This is a genomic window from uncultured Clostridium sp. (genome assembly GCF_947039605.1).
Taxonomy (GTDB): Bacteria; Bacillota; Clostridia; order Clostridiales; family Clostridiaceae; genus Sarcina.
Map to the genome: position 1 here is coordinate 20,113 of NZ_CAMQZG010000021.1, position 16,363 is coordinate 36,475.

The 16,363-nt window shown below is 28.5% G+C and carries 14 protein-coding genes; 5 read left to right on the plus strand and 9 right to left on the minus strand.

Going from position 1 to position 16,363, the window contains the following annotated elements; genetic code table 11:
• Positions 1-42: 42 nt before the first annotated feature.
• The 3 genes from Q0V24_RS09365 to Q0V24_RS09375 are packed head-to-tail and all read right to left on the minus strand — an operon-like array spanning position 43 to position 3,523.
• Positions 43-1,632: an ABC transporter substrate-binding protein gene (locus Q0V24_RS09365; RefSeq protein WP_297520772.1), complete on the minus strand. Its 1,590-nt coding sequence runs from the start codon at positions 1,630-1,632 to the stop codon at positions 43-45.
• A gap of 21 nt (positions 1,633-1,653) precedes the next feature.
• A complete protein-coding gene (locus Q0V24_RS09370) occupies positions 1,654-2,553 on the minus strand; it encodes an ABC transporter permease (protein WP_366938296.1) in 900 nt (299 codons plus the stop codon).
• A complete protein-coding gene (locus Q0V24_RS09375) occupies positions 2,534-3,523 on the minus strand; it encodes an ABC transporter permease (RefSeq protein WP_297520858.1) in 990 nt (329 codons plus the stop codon). The genes Q0V24_RS09370 and Q0V24_RS09375 overlap by 20 nt, the downstream gene beginning before the upstream one ends.
• A 280-nt stretch (positions 3,524-3,803) precedes the next feature.
• Here Q0V24_RS09375 and Q0V24_RS09380 point away from each other — a divergent pair, with 280 nt between their 5' ends.
• Both Q0V24_RS09380 and Q0V24_RS09385 read left to right on the plus strand, forming a co-directional pair.
• The gene (locus Q0V24_RS09380) at positions 3,804-4,232 is read left to right on the plus strand and encodes a hypothetical protein (protein ID WP_297520774.1); all 429 of its coding nucleotides are present in this window, start codon (positions 3,804-3,806) and stop codon (positions 4,230-4,232) included.
• Between the two features lie 122 nt (positions 4,233-4,354).
• A complete protein-coding gene (locus tag Q0V24_RS09385; protein ID WP_297520776.1) occupies positions 4,355-4,777 on the plus strand; it encodes a hypothetical protein in 423 nt (140 codons plus the stop codon).
• 61 nt (positions 4,778-4,838) lie between these two features.
• On the opposite strand, the gene Q0V24_RS09390 is transcribed toward Q0V24_RS09385, so the two are convergent.
• The 5 genes from Q0V24_RS09390 to Q0V24_RS09410 form a co-directional block, all read right to left on the minus strand.
• Entirely contained in the window at positions 4,839-5,885 is a 1,047-nt protein-coding gene (locus tag Q0V24_RS09390) for an ABC transporter permease (RefSeq protein ID WP_297520778.1), read from the minus strand.
• A complete protein-coding gene (locus tag Q0V24_RS09395) occupies positions 5,885-6,964 on the minus strand; it encodes an ABC transporter permease (RefSeq protein ID WP_297520780.1) in 1,080 nt (359 codons plus the stop codon). The genes Q0V24_RS09390 and Q0V24_RS09395 overlap by 1 nt, the downstream gene beginning before the upstream one ends.
• A 12-nt stretch (positions 6,965-6,976) precedes the next feature.
• The gene (locus tag Q0V24_RS09400) at positions 6,977-7,912 is read right to left on the minus strand and encodes an ABC transporter ATP-binding protein (RefSeq protein ID WP_297520782.1); all 936 of its coding nucleotides are present in this window, start codon (positions 7,910-7,912) and stop codon (positions 6,977-6,979) included.
• A 91-nt stretch (positions 7,913-8,003) separates the two neighbouring features.
• Complete coding sequence (locus tag Q0V24_RS09405) at positions 8,004-8,648, minus strand: response regulator transcription factor (RefSeq protein WP_297520784.1); 645 nt, start codon at positions 8,646-8,648, stop codon at positions 8,004-8,006.
• Positions 8,635-9,789: a sensor histidine kinase gene (locus Q0V24_RS09410; protein ID WP_297520786.1), complete on the minus strand. Its 1,155-nt coding sequence runs from the start codon at positions 9,787-9,789 to the stop codon at positions 8,635-8,637. The genes Q0V24_RS09405 and Q0V24_RS09410 overlap by 14 nt, the downstream gene beginning before the upstream one ends.
• Before the next feature lie 419 nt (positions 9,790-10,208).
• Between Q0V24_RS09410 and Q0V24_RS09415 the strand changes: the two genes are divergently transcribed.
• Positions 10,209-12,668, plus strand: coding sequence for an SH3 domain-containing protein (locus Q0V24_RS09415; protein ID WP_297520788.1), 2,460 nt, complete (start codon positions 10,209-10,211; stop codon positions 12,666-12,668).
• Between the two features lie 52 nt (positions 12,669-12,720).
• On the opposite strand, the gene Q0V24_RS09420 is transcribed toward Q0V24_RS09415, so the two are convergent.
• The gene (locus tag Q0V24_RS09420) at positions 12,721-13,386 is read right to left on the minus strand and encodes an MIP family channel protein (RefSeq protein ID WP_297520790.1); all 666 of its coding nucleotides are present in this window, start codon (positions 13,384-13,386) and stop codon (positions 12,721-12,723) included.
• 299 nt (positions 13,387-13,685) lie between these two features.
• Here Q0V24_RS09420 and Q0V24_RS09425 point away from each other — a divergent pair, with 299 nt between their 5' ends.
• Positions 13,686-13,976, plus strand: a complete 291-nt coding sequence (locus Q0V24_RS09425) for a hypothetical protein (RefSeq protein ID WP_297520792.1) — start codon at positions 13,686-13,688, stop codon at positions 13,974-13,976.
• Between the two features lie 103 nt (positions 13,977-14,079).
• A complete protein-coding gene (locus Q0V24_RS09430; protein WP_297520794.1) occupies positions 14,080-16,245 on the plus strand; it encodes an AAA family ATPase in 2,166 nt (721 codons plus the stop codon).
• Positions 16,246-16,363 lie beyond the last annotated feature (118 nt).

A 16,363-nucleotide genomic window follows, 5' to 3' on the forward strand; every position in this document is an offset into this window, starting at 1 on the left:
TTTAATTATAGATGAGATTTAACTCTCATCTATAATGTTTTTTTAATCTTGTGAAATTGTCCATTCATCTACATTAAAGAATATCCCAACTCCATGATGTCCAAGTACTGTATCTGATGATAAACCTTTTAATTTATCCTCAGCTGCATAAATTGCATCAATATATGCTATATATGTGTATGGCATATCAAGAGCCATCTCTTCTTGGAATTCTTTATAAAGTTTTAATCTTTCATCATTGTCATCAGTAGCCCTTGCTGCTTTTAATAACTCATCAACCTTTGCATTTGAATATCCATTATAGTTCGCCCCCTTATCAGTTCCAAAAACTTTATAAGTATGATCATCAGGATCAAATGGACTTCCCCATCCTATAAGATAAGTATCCTGATTTGCCCAGTCTACCTCTGCGTTAACGGTTACTTTAGTTTCTACACCAATTTCCTTAAATTGCTGTGAACATATATTAGCCATATCTATCCTAACTTGGTCACCCTCACCACAAACTATTTCAAATGCTAACTTTTGTCCATCTTTTTCATATATTTTATTAGCTCCAAGTTTCCAGCCTAATTTTTCAATCTCTTCTTTTGCTTTCTGGGGATTATACTCAAACTTCTCCATATCTGGATTGTTATACGGTCCTGCTTGAAGAGGTGAATATGCTGTGTATCCTTGTCCTAAAAGAACACTATCAATTATAACTTCTCTATCAATTCCATAACTTAGTGCATTAGGTAAATCTTTATTTGCTTTAAAGAAATCAGAATTAAAGTTATACATTATACCTCTATAATCTGCTGTTTTAAATTCATGAATTTCAAAATCTTCATTTCCTTCTAAAGCTGGCATATCTTTTGGTGTAATTTGCGCTAAATCAAGTTCTCCTGATTTAAGTTGTAATGCCTTTGCCTTTGCATCTGTAACTATCTTAAATATCATATTATCAATTTCTGGCTCACCCTTATAGTATTCAGTATTCTTTACAAGTGTTATACTTTGTCCTGTATCCCATTTATCTAATTTATAAGGACCTGTCCCTATTGGCTTTTTATTAAACTCACTTGTTGTAATATCTTTCCCTGCTAAAATATGCTCTGGTATTATTCCAACAGTTAAATAATCTAAAATAGCAACATTAGGCTCTTTAAGTTTTATTTTAACTTCAGAATCCGAAACTATTTCTACCGATTCAATATCTTCATAATTTGATGCAATCTCTGACATAGAATCTGGATTTTGAATAGTTTCTATTGTAAATTTAACATCCTTTGAAGTAAAAGGTTCTCCATCATGCCACTTAACATCAGTTCTAAGTTTAAAAGTATAAGTATCACTTGCTTTATCAAATTCCCAACTTTCTGCAAGTGCAGGAATTATATTATTATTCTTATCTCTAGCTGTAAGTCCTGTAAATATAAGAGAGTTTATCTCTCCATGTTCTTTTATAGCTGGATTTATACTTGTATAATCTCCACTTCCATAAACTAAAGTTTCATTATCACCTTTAGCCTCAACCTTTGATGACTCTCCCTTTTTCTCCTCTATATCATCTGTGCCACAAGCCACAAATCCAACTGATAATGCCATAACCCCTGCAAGCATTAAAGCTTTTAATTTAATTTTTTTCATTTTTAAACTGCCCCCTTAAATTTATAAATTACTTTGTTTTTTATTTGAAATACCTCTTAAATAATTACCTATATTGGTAATACAAAGAAGTGTTATAACTAAGAAAAATCCTGGGATTATAATAATCCACCATAAATTTGATAATAATGCACTATCAGCAAGTGATAGCATACTTCCCCAAGAAATACTATCTATCGGAAGTCCTATTCCTAAAAAACTAAGCGTTGCCTCAGTTCCTATCGCCGCAGCTATACTTGTAACTACCATAAACATTATTGCGGGTATAAAATTAAGAATCATATGCTCTTTTAATATATGAAAAAATCCTGCCCCCATAGTTTTTGAAGCTAGTATATACTCACTATGTTTTATTTGACTTACCTCTGCTCTAACAACTTTAGCCATATTCATCCAACTTGTTATTCCTATAATAAAGGCTAAACTTATAACACTTGATTCTCCAAGCATCCCTTGAATAAAAATTATCACTAAAATTGATGGTATTGTAAGTATAATTTCAGTTATCCTCATCATTAAGTCATCAATATAACTATTTGAACATGCGCTCACAGTACCGTATATAATTGCAATTACTGTTGATATTAAAGTAGCTAGAAAACCTATAAATAGTGATATTCTACCTCCATACCAAATCATTGAAAAAATATCTCTCCCCATTGTATCTGTTCCAAATAAAAACTCACTACTTGGAGCACTTGAAACATCTCTTAAGTTTAAATAACTTGGGTCATGTGTCATAACTCCCTCTGCAAAAATACAAAGTAAAATTATAACCCCTAAAATTCCAAATGATATATATGGTCTTTTACTCTTTATCTTTTTTAAATTTTTATTCTCTTTAAGATTATTTAAATAACCCTTATTTCCTATAATTTTAAAATCACTTTTTTGTAAATTCAAAATATTCCCCCCTTACTTGCTTTGTTCTAGGGTCTATTTTATTATTTATCATCTCAGCTACAATATTGCTTATTATTATAACCACACCTGTAATTAGGCATAAAACCATTAGCATATTATAATCATGATATTTAGCACTTTCAAATGTAAGTGACCCCATCCCTGGATATGAGAATATCTTCTCAACAACAAATGTACCTCCAAGAATATGAGGAATTGAAATTGCCATAATTGTAATAAGTGCAGGCATTATATTTTTAAGACAATGCTTATAAACAATAACCCTATTACTACAACCTTTTATTTTTGCAAGTAAGACATAGTCTTCTCTAATCTCTTCTAAAAGTTTATTTCTTATCATGTAAGCATAATACCAAACATGACCTAAGACCATAACTATAAGCGGTAATATTAAATGTTCTATTCTTGATACTACACTTTCCTCTTGTCCTATTTTGTAAGCTCCACTACTTGGTAAAACATTTAGGTTAATACTAAATATAAGTATTAATACTAAAGCTACCCAAAAAGTAGGAATTGAATTTATTATATTACCAACCATGCAAACTATCCGGTCAAAAATATTACCTTCATTAAGCGCACAAAATATCCCAAGTAATGTACAAAGAATAAATGTAAGTATATAAGCTGATACGCCAAGTATAATTGTATTTATAAAAACATCACCAATAACTGATATGACATCATCTTTATACTTATATGAAATTCCAAAATCACCTTTTAGTGCATCTTTAATCCAAATTCCATATTGCTGATATATTGGTTTATTTAGACCTAATTTTTCTGTTGCAACCTGTTGTTGCTCTATAGACATTCTTTCGACGGCCTCTCCATAGTAAGACTTCAAAGGCTCACCTGGTGCTAATCTAGACATATAAAAAACAATGAAAGAAAGTATGAAAATAGACAAAAAGAATTGTAAAAATTTCTTTAAAAATATAATCTTTATCCCCTCCTAAAAATTTTGACTAAGTAAATTTTCTCGTTAACGATAAATGTTTATCTATTGATTATCTTATCTCAATTGCCGATATTTTACAATATCTTTTTTGTTTTTTACTTTAATAATTTAATTAGATTAAAATAATATAAGTTAACATAATATTCTGTTTTTACTATTATTTATTTATTTTTATCAGCATATTTTATTGATTTATTAAATGTATACGTTTTATTTTTTTCATTTCATCTGCTATACTAAAAAAAACAAATGATAAGGAGCTGTTATTATGCTATTAGTATTCTGTAACAACTATAGAGAGGTTCAAAAATTAAATGTATTTAGCGATACAAAGGATATCCCATATATAGAGTTTTATATCCCAAGAAAAACTACAGACTTTAAAATCTGTAAGCCTTTTGAACTTGAAAAAACAATAGAGGAAATCAAAGCCAGCCTAAAAGATGATGAATGGATGTCTGACTTAAACGTTAGTGGCTTATCTAATGAATCTACTTGTATTTCATATGCTATAACAAAAGAAGTAATGTATGTTGTACCAGTTGAAAACTCAACACACAAAGAAGTTAAAACTTTCATAAATAATCTTATTAGAAATAATGAAGTCATTGATATTGATAGATTACAAACAGAGCTTAATAGAACTAAAGCATCTACAATTTCAGAATTTGCCGAAAACATAATAAGAAGAATTTAATCTAGTGGGCATGTTGTTAATTCAATATGTCTTATTTTTTTATTTATGACATAAATTTTTTTCTTAAAGTACATACTAATATTGTAATAATATAATCTATAAGTCAGTTAGGAGGCATTATTTTGAATCTTAATAACAAAAAAGACGAAAATAAATTAAAACTAGAATATACACTTAATAGTTGTATAAGTCTTCCATCTAATTTCAAAAGAACTGATTATTTTCAAAGTAGTAAATATAAAAATAATGTATATGAAATTGAAAGCTTTGATGATTATGATAAAAATTTAGTTAGATTCATTTGTAGATTTATTTATTCTTTTGAATCAATAAAAGAAACTAAGTTTTATTCAGATGAACTAGAAAATTATAGAAAATCAATTGAAAGTTTTCTTGATTCTATACTTAGTATATCCTCTAAAGCTAGTGAAACTGAAGCTGAACTTTTAATCAGATCACTTGCACCAATTGCTTTTCCTATACTAAGAAAAAATACTCCTAATATTATTCGCATTTCAGATTTTCCAGAGGACTACTTAGAATAATTATCTATAAACAGATAAAAGACTATTCCAAATTATTTGAAATAGTCTTTTGCTTGTTTATTTAATTACTTGATGCAAACTCACTTATTTTATAAGTTCCTGTAGTAAATATTGCAATTCCCATAAGAAGTAATACTACTACTCCACTAACTAAATTCCCCTTTGCAATTTCTCCAACCCAATAAAATGGTGAAATATATCCTATCATCCCAAGATATGATACCGATTCAGGTAAATAAGGAACCATAATTCCTATTATCCCAATAAGGAAAAGTCCAAGCCCTGTAAATGTTACTACTCCAGATACAATTTCAGGCTTTTTAAACCACCTCACTGTAAATATTGTAATTGCTACAAATACAAAACTAGCAAGTATCACAGATATATATCCATTAAAAGCTACAACCCCCTCAAGCATCTTTGTTTCTTTAACTAAAGTATAAGTTACACACATTGACATTGATAAAAATATAAATGCTGAAAGAAAACTACCTATTAAAACCTCATAACTTCTATTAGGTGTTGTTATAGCTCTTTTTAAAACATTCTGTGCTTTAAGTTTCATCAAATCATCTGTTATCATTGCGGTTGTAATAAAACCATAATAAATAATCATTAATAAACTCATAAGTCCAAGTGGCAAACTTTCTTTTCGAATTATTTTAATTGAAATATTCTCATCTAATTTTGCCCCTAAAATTTCTTGTTCTAATAAACTTGTTGTTGCCTCATTGCTTATACTTATTACATCTAAACTTCCTCCATTTAAACTGTGTACTAAAACTTCTGGTAACTTTTTGTTTTTTATTTTTTCCTGATATCCAGATTTTATAGTTATAGCTGCATTCCATCCCTCGTCTATTGCCTCTTCATCATCAAACCCGTTATCTAAAATTTTTATATCTTTATTTTTTTGAATCTCACTAATTAACATTTGTGAATATTCACTTTTGTCCTCATCTACAATAATAATTTTTTCTTTTTCTACTGTATGGTTTCCTCCCATTGTCATTAATACTATTATGGGTAATAAAACTCCAAAGGATAGCATTACAGGATTTTTAATAAGTCTTTTTAAATTTATAACTGTAAGTTTAAATATTTTCATTACTCTACTACCCTCTTTCTTTTTAGCACTAGTGCCGTTACTAATCCCATTATAAATATTATAGCTATAGTATTTAATATATCTCCTTTAATAAGAGCAAAATCTGCATGTACTTCATAACAAGTAAACATATTACTAATAGAGTCAAATGGATTAAACTTTGTTATTGCATTTAAAATATCATTGCTTCCCCCAAAACTTCCAAGCATTGTAACTAGCATAATTATCATTCCTGCACCTGCACCTATTTTTTTAGGTATCAAGACTTTCATAAGGATTAGTATAGCAATACCAAATATGCAAGTAATCAAACTCAATAATCCTATTATAGCTAAATTGCCTGTAAATCCATTACCTGTAATCCTAAATATAGCAATATATATAGACATCATAATTACTAAAACAACTCCACTTACGGCTATCTCATAAAAAACTAATGTATACTTTGAATTTGGCGTTGAATTTTCTCTAATATTCAAAGTTTCAGTAAACTTCATACATCTTGCTTGTGAATATTGTCCTATAAACATTGCAACTATCATAACTATGAAACTAGCAGCTATTGGTCCCATATCTTTTGCTTCTTTTTTCACATCACTCTCTACAATTTTTGCTACATTACCAAACATAAGTAAGTTAATCTCATCCGCACTAATTCCCTCTTCCATCAAATTTATTTGTTTATGATAATTATTTATAATTTGCTCTACAGCCTTTCCTTGTCCTTGATTTTTTTCTTCTTCTAATTTAATTTCAAAATCTAAATTATTCCAAAGTGCATTTTCATATCCTTTTGGAATATTTACAACATGACTTTTATCCGAATCTTCTATTTCTATCTGCTCACTCATAACTTCACTTTCAAAAAAGTCAGATAACCCTTTTGATGCTACTGTATTATCAGCATCTTCTATCATAATTCTAATTTTTTCAACTTCATTACCCTTTTCAATTGCAAATGTTCCACCTAAAAAAAATACTAACCCAGCTGGAAATATTACATACATTAATAACATCAAAGGCAAGGTTGCAGCCATCTGCTTTAATGCTATTTTCATTACTATAAGCAATTTCTTCAAAACTGTCCCCTCCTAATCTCTTAATTTGTTACCTGTCAGTGCTAAGAATATATCCTCTAATTTTTCTTCTACATAATTAATATTTCTTACTTCAACATCTTTTTCTTCTAATATAGTAAGTAAATTTAATATCTTAAACTTTTCACTTATCATACATACCAGCTTATCTTTTTTTTCTTCTATTCTTGTAATACCCTCTATAGCTTCAATTTCTAGTAAAACGTCACCAGTTAATTTTGAAACTTCAATTTCAACTTTTTTATTCTTACTAAAAGTATCTCTAATTTCCTTTTGAGTCCCACTAGCAATTTCTGTTCCTTTATCTATAATAAATATTCTCTCACAAAGTTCCTCAACCTCTTCCATATAGTGAGATGTATATAAAATGCTTGTCCCCCATTTATTAGCTGTACTTTTTATAAAATCAAAAATATGATTTCTTGATTGTGCATCAACGCCTACTGTAGGCTCATCTAAAATCAAAAGTTTTGGATGATGCATAAGTGCTACTGCCATATTAAGTCTTCTCTTCATTCCACCTGAAAATTTATTAACCTTCTTTTTCTTTGTATCCTCAAGCCCTGCAATTTTAAGTGCTTCTTGTATTCTCTCTTTTAAAAGTTTTCCACTAAGCCCATATAACGCTCCAAAATACTCTAAATTATCATAAGCTGTTAAAGCCTCTATAAGTGCTAAATCCTGCATTACATATCCTATACACGCTTTAGCTTTTAAAGTTTCTTTATCTATGTTATATCCACACACCTCTACAGAACCGCTATTTGCTCTAATTATTCCTGTAATAATATTTAACAAGGTTGATTTACCTGCCCCATTTGGTCCTATAAGTCCAAATATTTCTCTTTCCCTTATTTCAAAACTTATATTGTCTACTGCTAATTTATCTTTAAATCTTTTTGATACATTTACTACTTTTAATGCTGACATAAATTAAAACCTCCCGTATTTCATCTTATATTTATATAATAAACAAAATTTAGGAGGCTTTCTATTACTTAAAGTCACTACTTAAAATGACTTAAGTCACTATTCTATTTTTAAATGCAAATATGGCAATTTGAGTCCTATCTCTAAGGTCGAGTTTAGATAAAATATTAGTTATGTTATTTTTAATCGTTCCCTCTGATAAAAATAATTCACCTGCTATTTCTTTATTAGTTAATCCCTTTGCAATATATTCAATAATTTTAATTTCTTTCTCAATTAAGTTATGCTTTGAATTATCAAAAGTTATTTTAACATCTACTGATTTATTAATGATTTTCTTAGCCATTTCATGATTAATCACAACACTACCATTGTAAGCTGATTTAATTCCTTCATATATCACTTCTGGAGAACTATCCTTTAAAAGATAGCCATAGGCTCCATACCTAAATGCATCTCTTATATATTCACTATCCTTAAAAGTTGTAAGTATAAGTACTTTTATTTTTGTAAATTGCTCCTTTATAAGTCTTGTCCCTAAAACTCCATCGCAATTTTTCATTCTAATATCCATCAAAACAACATCTACATTATGCTCTTTACACAGTTCAAGCCCCTCATACCCATCACTAGCAGTTGCAACCACCTCTATATCTGGAAATGTTGAAAGCATTAGCCTTAATCCTTCTCTTATAAGTCTCTCGTCATCTACAATTAAAAGTTTAATCTTCTCCATAAATACCTCCATCACTTTTTGGAATTATTATCTTAGTGAACATTCCCTCATCACTTCTAGATTTCATCTCTACCCTACCTAAAAGTTCAGAAGTTCTCTCTTTTATACTTTTAAGTCCAACACCACTTTCTACTATATTATCAGTACCAACTCCATCATCCTTAAATACTATCATAAGTTCATCCTCATAAAACTTAACTATAATATCTATCTTACTAGCTTTGCTATGCTTTACCGCATTAGATAAAACCTCTTGAACTATCCTATAAATATTATTACCTTGTATAGCAGATAACTTCCACTTATCCCCTGTTATAGATAGCTTTATATTTATTCCTGAAAATTTCTCTACATTTTTACAAAACTCATTTATCCTTATAAGAGACTCATAATTTGAATATTCATCAGGCTTTAAAGCTCTAACTGCCACTTTAACATCCTGAAAACTATCAGATACAAACCCTCTTAGCTCCCCTGCCATCTCACCAAGCATATTTTCTTGTGATTTCCCAATCCTCTCCATAGCTGATAATTGTATCATTGTTGTAGATAAAACATGTCCTACCCCATCATGTATCTCTCTAGAAATTCTATTTCTTTCCTTTAATATAGAAAGTTCCTCAACTGATTGAGAATAAACTTCTAACTCTTTATTAAGTCTTTTAAGTTCACACTCTGATATTCTAATCCTATCATATAAATCCTGTGCTTCATTCTTACTCATATTTAAACTATATATATATTCCATCAATATATATATTACTATTATTATTCCAACTGAAGATATACTATCTATACCTTTAAAAATTCCAATATCTTTAAAACTTATAATAATAAAACATCCTAAAAGCTTTCTTCTAATACTCTTTTCAAAGTAAAATAAATCACTAATACTTGAAATTAAATAAAAACCTATTTTAAACTCAATTATTATTGATAGACCTAAAACAACTAAAAGTTCTATAAAAATGCTACCTAATTTTAATATCTCTTTATCTAAATAAAACTTTCTAATATTACTACTAATAATAGCTAATAGTACCACAACTATAATTCCTGCTTTTTCTTTACTTATTACAAGCTCTATAAAAAATAAACATAGAAATATATATTTAACTTCTAAAATCCTATTATTCCCCAATACCATTCCCCCTCATTAGTCATAAATAATATTGTACCATTTTTTCACATGCAACTCCTTCAACATTTTGTAAACTTATTCTTTATATATATTTTAATTATTAGTATTATAAAAATATTAATACTTTTCATTTTAATTATTAATCTTTTATCAATTTAATTCTAATATTCATCTCATATTTCTTAATTAAGTTTCCTTATTACTAATAGATCTTAAATATACACTTTTTTCCCTTTGCCTTTTTCCCTTTATTAATTTAATATTGATATAGTTATATTGATATTTTTTGTTTTTACTAACAATCTTTTCTATATAATAAATTAACAGTACTAATTCCCTATTTAAATTAGATTTTAGTACTAATAATTTCTACAAAAGATAAATTTTATATTACGATATACATTAGGAGGCATTTATTAATGAACAGAAAAAGATTAACAGCGGTTATATTATCAGCTGGGCTTGTACTAAGTAGTGCTAGTTTTCATCACACAAAGCAAGATAACCATATACTTTTAGCAAACCATGAAGCTAATGTTGTAAGCTCAAATAATGATTCTACACAGACTACAACTATAAATAAAACTTCAGTGCAAAATGAAAATTCAAATACTGAAAAAGAGCAAAATTCAACTAAAGTTGAACCTATACATATAGAACATAACTCAAAAAATACTTCTCACTTAGTTTCTTCTACAAAAGAAACTATTAAACCTGAGGTAAAAAAAGATTCAATTTTACATACAAAAATTAAGACAAGCACTCAAAATAAGAAAACTCATTCAAGTAATGTGAATTCTAATTTAGCACTTGAAGCTAATACAAATATTCAAATAGCATATATTGGTGGATCAAATAATACTCAAATGGATTCAAATAATACGAATACTTATAGCTTTGCTGCTATAAATCCAAATTCAAAAAGCTCTGAAACAAACGTTAATATAGCACCTAAAACATCAAGTAAGGCTCCATTAACATTTGCTTCACCACTTCAAAAGAAACTTTATGAGTACTTATCAGTACCTGCTAATCAGGCTACAACAATGCAAACAGCAATAAGTTTACATGATGGAAATCCAAATGATACATGTGTTCTTTTCCAATCATCTGCATTAAGAGCTAATGGATTTAATATACCAATGAATACTGCTTATACAACTGTATTCCAAGGAAACCTACTTGAAAGAGGTTGGGAAAAACATACAAACTTTAATAATTTACAACCTGGAGATATCTGTTTTGCTTCAACTTACCATACATTTATGTTTATGGGTTGGTATAATAAAGAGAAAAAAATAGCTTATGTTATGGGAAATGAATCTTATATGAATAGTAAATATTATCGTGAAAGACATATAGATGGACAAGTCCCTACTCCTGAAAATGGATATAATAATCAATATCAAGCAACGTCTTACTACACATATACAGGAACTCCAGATAAAAAGCCTGTTCTTTCTGGCCAAATTATAGGGGGAACTACTAATGTAATGTCTCAACCTTTTGACGGTGGTTCAGTACTTGGACAAGTTTATTATGGTGATAATGTAGCTATATTAAAACAAGATGGTTATTACTATCAAATAGAAAAAAATGGTCTAATAGGTTGGGTTTATGCAGTTGATTTAATGCCTACTGGAACTTTAAAAAATTATGTAGCACCTAAAAAAGATGATACACATAAGAAAGATGAGCCTATTACTCCTGTAATTGTTTCACCTTCTAACAAAGGTGAAACTATACAAGTAACTTCCCCTGTAGGTTTATGGTTATTACAATCACCTTCACTGCAAAGTTCTAAAATTAAAATAATGCCTTATAATACTAAGATTGAGGTTCTTGGACAAAATGGTTCTTGGACAAAAGTAAATTATAATGGAACTATCGGTTGGTGCTATACTCAATACACTAAAATTGTAGCTAAACCAGATGTTAAACCTATTAAACCAGATGTTAAACCTATTAAACCAGATGTTAAACCTGTTAAACCAGATATTATTATTGGAACTACAACTATTACTTCTAATATTGGATTATGGCAATTATCTTCTCCTTCTATGCAAGGTGGACATATAACTGTTATTCCTGATAATGTAAAAGTAAATGTTTATAATGAAAAAAATGGTTGGTATGAAGTTAGTTATAATGGTGTTAAAGGTTGGTCTTATGCTGAATATACTAGTGGATTAAATAAAAATAGTGGAAATACTCCAAAGCCAACTGCTCAAACAGCAAGAGTGCACTCAAATATCGGATTATGGCTTTTATCTTCTCCTTCTATGCAAGGTGGACATATATCTGTTATGCCTAATAATTCAAACCTTACAGTTTTAGACCACAGTGGAAACTGGACTAAAGTTAACTTTAATGGAACTATTGGCTGGTGTTATTCAGAATATATAACTCAAACTAATAATAAACCAACTCCTATAAAGCCAGTAAAGCCAATTATAAATAATACTTCAATTGGAAGTACAACTATTACTTCTAATAATGGTCTATGGCAATTATCTTCTCCTTCTATGCAAGGTGGACATATAACTGTCATCCCTAGCGGAGTACAAGTACAAGTTTTTGCCGAGCAAAATGGTTGGTATGAAGTTAGTTATAACGGTGTTAAAGGTTGGTCTTATGCTAAATATACTAGTGGACTAAATAAGCCTTCAGATCATGTTTCAGCAGCTTCTGCTATGAAACAAGTAACTTCAACTATAGGATTATGGTTATTACAATCTCCATCTCTTACAGCTGGGAAAATTGAAATTATGCCCTACCAAGCTAATTTAAAAGTTTTAGCCCAAAATGGTGCTTGGACTAAGGTTGATTATAATGGTACTCAAGGTTGGTGTTATAATCAATATACTAAAAATATATAATATATTACTATAAAAAAATAAGGATTAAAGCAAAATGCTTTAATCCTTATTTTTATTTTTCGCTATCTAATATAAACATACTAACTATTGATGAAAGTATCGCACCAGCTATTGGTGCTACTATAAATAGCCATAATTGCTTCATTGCTATTCCACCTGCAAATAATGCTGGTCCAAGACTTCTAGCTGGGTTAACAGATGTTCCTGTAATTGGAATTCCAACTAAATGAACAGCTGTAAGAGCAACCCCTATAACTATACCGGCAACTATAGGACTTCCCTTTTTACCTGTAACAACTAATATTACTAAAACAAATATAAATGTAAGAACAAATTCTGTTAAGAATGCTCCCCACCATGCATAATGTCCAAATCCATCTTGACCAAAATTATCAAGTGGCATATTTCCTGCTTTTAAAATTAAATATAATACTCCCGATGCCGCAATAGCTCCTAAGCATTGTGAAATTATATAAGCTATAAGTTCCTTGAAACTCATTCTTCTATTTATAAACATTGCAATTGATACCGCTGGATTTATATGACACCCTGATATTGTCCCTATACTATAACACATAGCCATAATTGCTACTCCAAACGCCATTGCTATACCAAGTATACCAATCCCACCAATTCCACCACCAAGAACTGCTGTTGATGGTCCTATAAATACAAGTACGAAAGTTCCTATGAACTCTGCTATAACCTTTTTAGTCATTTAGACTCACTCCTTCATTTTTTGTTTTTCTTTTGTAAAATAAATATTTATTATTTCTTTTCAACAAATACCTATACTACAATTATTTTTCCATAGTTTCAACTTTTTATTTATTTTTATATAATTTACTTATTATTTCCCTATTTTTATTGATATTATTTCAAATTAATTAAAGTAATGATTAAAATCTTATTTTTCTTTAAAAATGATTATTAGCAAATTAAACTTCTTTTATTTACAATTACTCAAACAAATATTATACTTACATAAGAAAATTATAGAATCGAGGGTTACTAATAATGAATTTAAATGACTATGAAGATATAAATAAAAATGTTTCTATGGAGGAATTCGGTAGATTTGTAGCTATAAATGATAAAAAATCTAAAGTTACAAATATGCTTGCTCTTAGAAAAATGTCTATGGCTGGATTTGATTATAAATCAAATCTTTTAGAACTTAAATCATTTGATGATGAATATAAACGTTATGCAAGAAAAGGTAACTGTGACCAAATTCTTTTATGTGAAAAAAGAGTTGCAGTTGTTAGAAAAATTGAAGAAATTGAAAAGGTACTTAGAAGCCTTTAATTTTATTTAAGTGGTAAATCATCTTTAACTAAAACTTAAAGATACATTTACCATTTATTTAATGTTATAATATTTTAGAAATTTTAATTAGGGAGATAATATAATGACTATTGGTTTAAAAAGAGAAGATGAAATAAAATACTTAGATAAAACTATTGCTGCTATAGATAATTTACTTGCTTCTTTTGGTGTTTCATCAGATAGGCAAAGCAAAGATATCAAAAGTGATAGAAGACATTTTTGGACTAACTTTAGTGAACTTGATGAGATAGAAGTTCAACAATTTAACCAAGATATGGCAATGCAAGAAAAACTATATGTAAAAAACAGAACTAAAATAAATACTCTTCAAACACAAAGAGAAGTTCCTTATTTTGCAAGAATAGACTTTAAAGAAGATGGTGATTCTTTTGCCGAAAGTTTATATATTGGAATATCAAGTGTTATGGAAGATGATTTTGACTTCCTTGTGCTTGACTGGCGTTCTCCTATCTCTAATATGTTTTATGATTTTGAAATGGGTAAGGCTCATTATCAAACACCTAACGGAGAAATTGAAGGTGAAATTGTTTTAAACAGACAATATAATATCAAACATGGAGAAATCAAATTTATACATGAATCAAATTCTAGTATACATGATGACTCGCTACTTGATATTCTTTCATCAAATACATCAGATAAAATGAAAAATATTGTTTCTTCTATTCAAAAACAACAAAATGAGATTATAAGAAATGATAAATCTAAAATACTTTTACTTCAAGGTTGTGCGGGTTCTGGTAAAACATCTATTGCTATGCATAGAGCCGCTTACCTTTTATATAAGCATAGAAAAACTTTAAGAGCTGATAATATTCTAATATTTTCACCAAACGAAGTTTTTAGTGATTATATAGCTGATGTACTTCCAGGACTTGGTGAGCAAAATATCAAACAAACTACATTCGAAGGTTTTTATAGCTCATACTTACCTTCTATATTTGAATATGAGAAAAAACATGATTATCTTGAGTATACTTATTCAAATCAAAATGATAAAAGATACCAAGTTAGAAATGATGGTATGATATTTAAAAATTCAAAAGAATTTATGCTTATTTTAGATAAATTCTGTGATACATTACCTGATATACTTCCAAATTTTAATGATATTAAATTTGATGGAGAAGTTATTATTAGAAAAAATAAAGTTAAAGAAACATTTATTGATAGATTTAGAAATGTTCCTTACTTAAATAGAATAGAGAATTTAAAACAAAGTATCATATCACAAGTTGAAACTAAATATCTTAAACAAGCTAAAAAGAAAAATTCATCTGATTATGGATATAATATGATTGACCATGGTGAAGATTTTAATACTTATCTTATTGATGAAATATCAGAACAAGTTAATGCTATGTTTAAACTTGTTAATCCTATTGAAATTTATAAAAGACTTTGGCTTACTATTGAAAATTATACAAATAAGCCACTTGATGATGTTAAGTCATTAACTATAAATTCAATCAATGATTTGATGGTTAATTTTGAGGATATAGTTCCTGCATTATATATTAGATGTGCTATGGAAGGTTTTAGAGATTATAGTAATATAAAACATATAATTATTGATGAATGTCAAGATTATAGCCCACTCTTCTACTCTCTTATAAATAAAACATTTAAAAATGCTTCTGCAACTATTCTTGGAGATTTAAATCAAAGAATTGCAAGTAATACAAATATAACTGCTAAAGAAGAAATTTCTTCTATCTTTGGTGAAGATAAAACTGAAATTGCTTGTTTAACTAAAAGTTACCGTTCTACAAAAAATATAACTAACTTTGCTAAAGAAATTCTTAGGTCATCTGAAGCTGTTGAGGCTGTTGATAGAAATGGTTTAGATGTTCAACAAATTAAATCATCAAATATAAGTAATGATGTTGCAAATATTGTTAAAGAAATTACTAAAAGAGATTTAACTTCAATTGCTATAATACCTAAAACTGGTAGTGTAGCACAAGAACTTTATGATTCACTTAAAGATAAAATAGAAAACCTTAATCTTATAATTGATGAAAATAGTACCTACTCAAGAGGTATTACTATAATTCCATCATATATTGCTAAAGGTTTAGAGTTTGATGCTGTAATTATTCCTGATGGAAATTCAACTTCTTACTCACTAGATTCTGAAAGAAATCTACTTTACACAGTTTGTACAAGAGCACTTCATGAGCTTCATATACTTACTGAGTCAGATTTTTCAAATTTATTTAATTAATACAGAAGCTGCAAAGATATTAAAAGTCTTTGCAGTTTTTTTATAGAACTCCTCCTATCCCCATTTAAACATATACTTGAATTCTATAACATTAATTACCAACCTTAATCGCCACAAT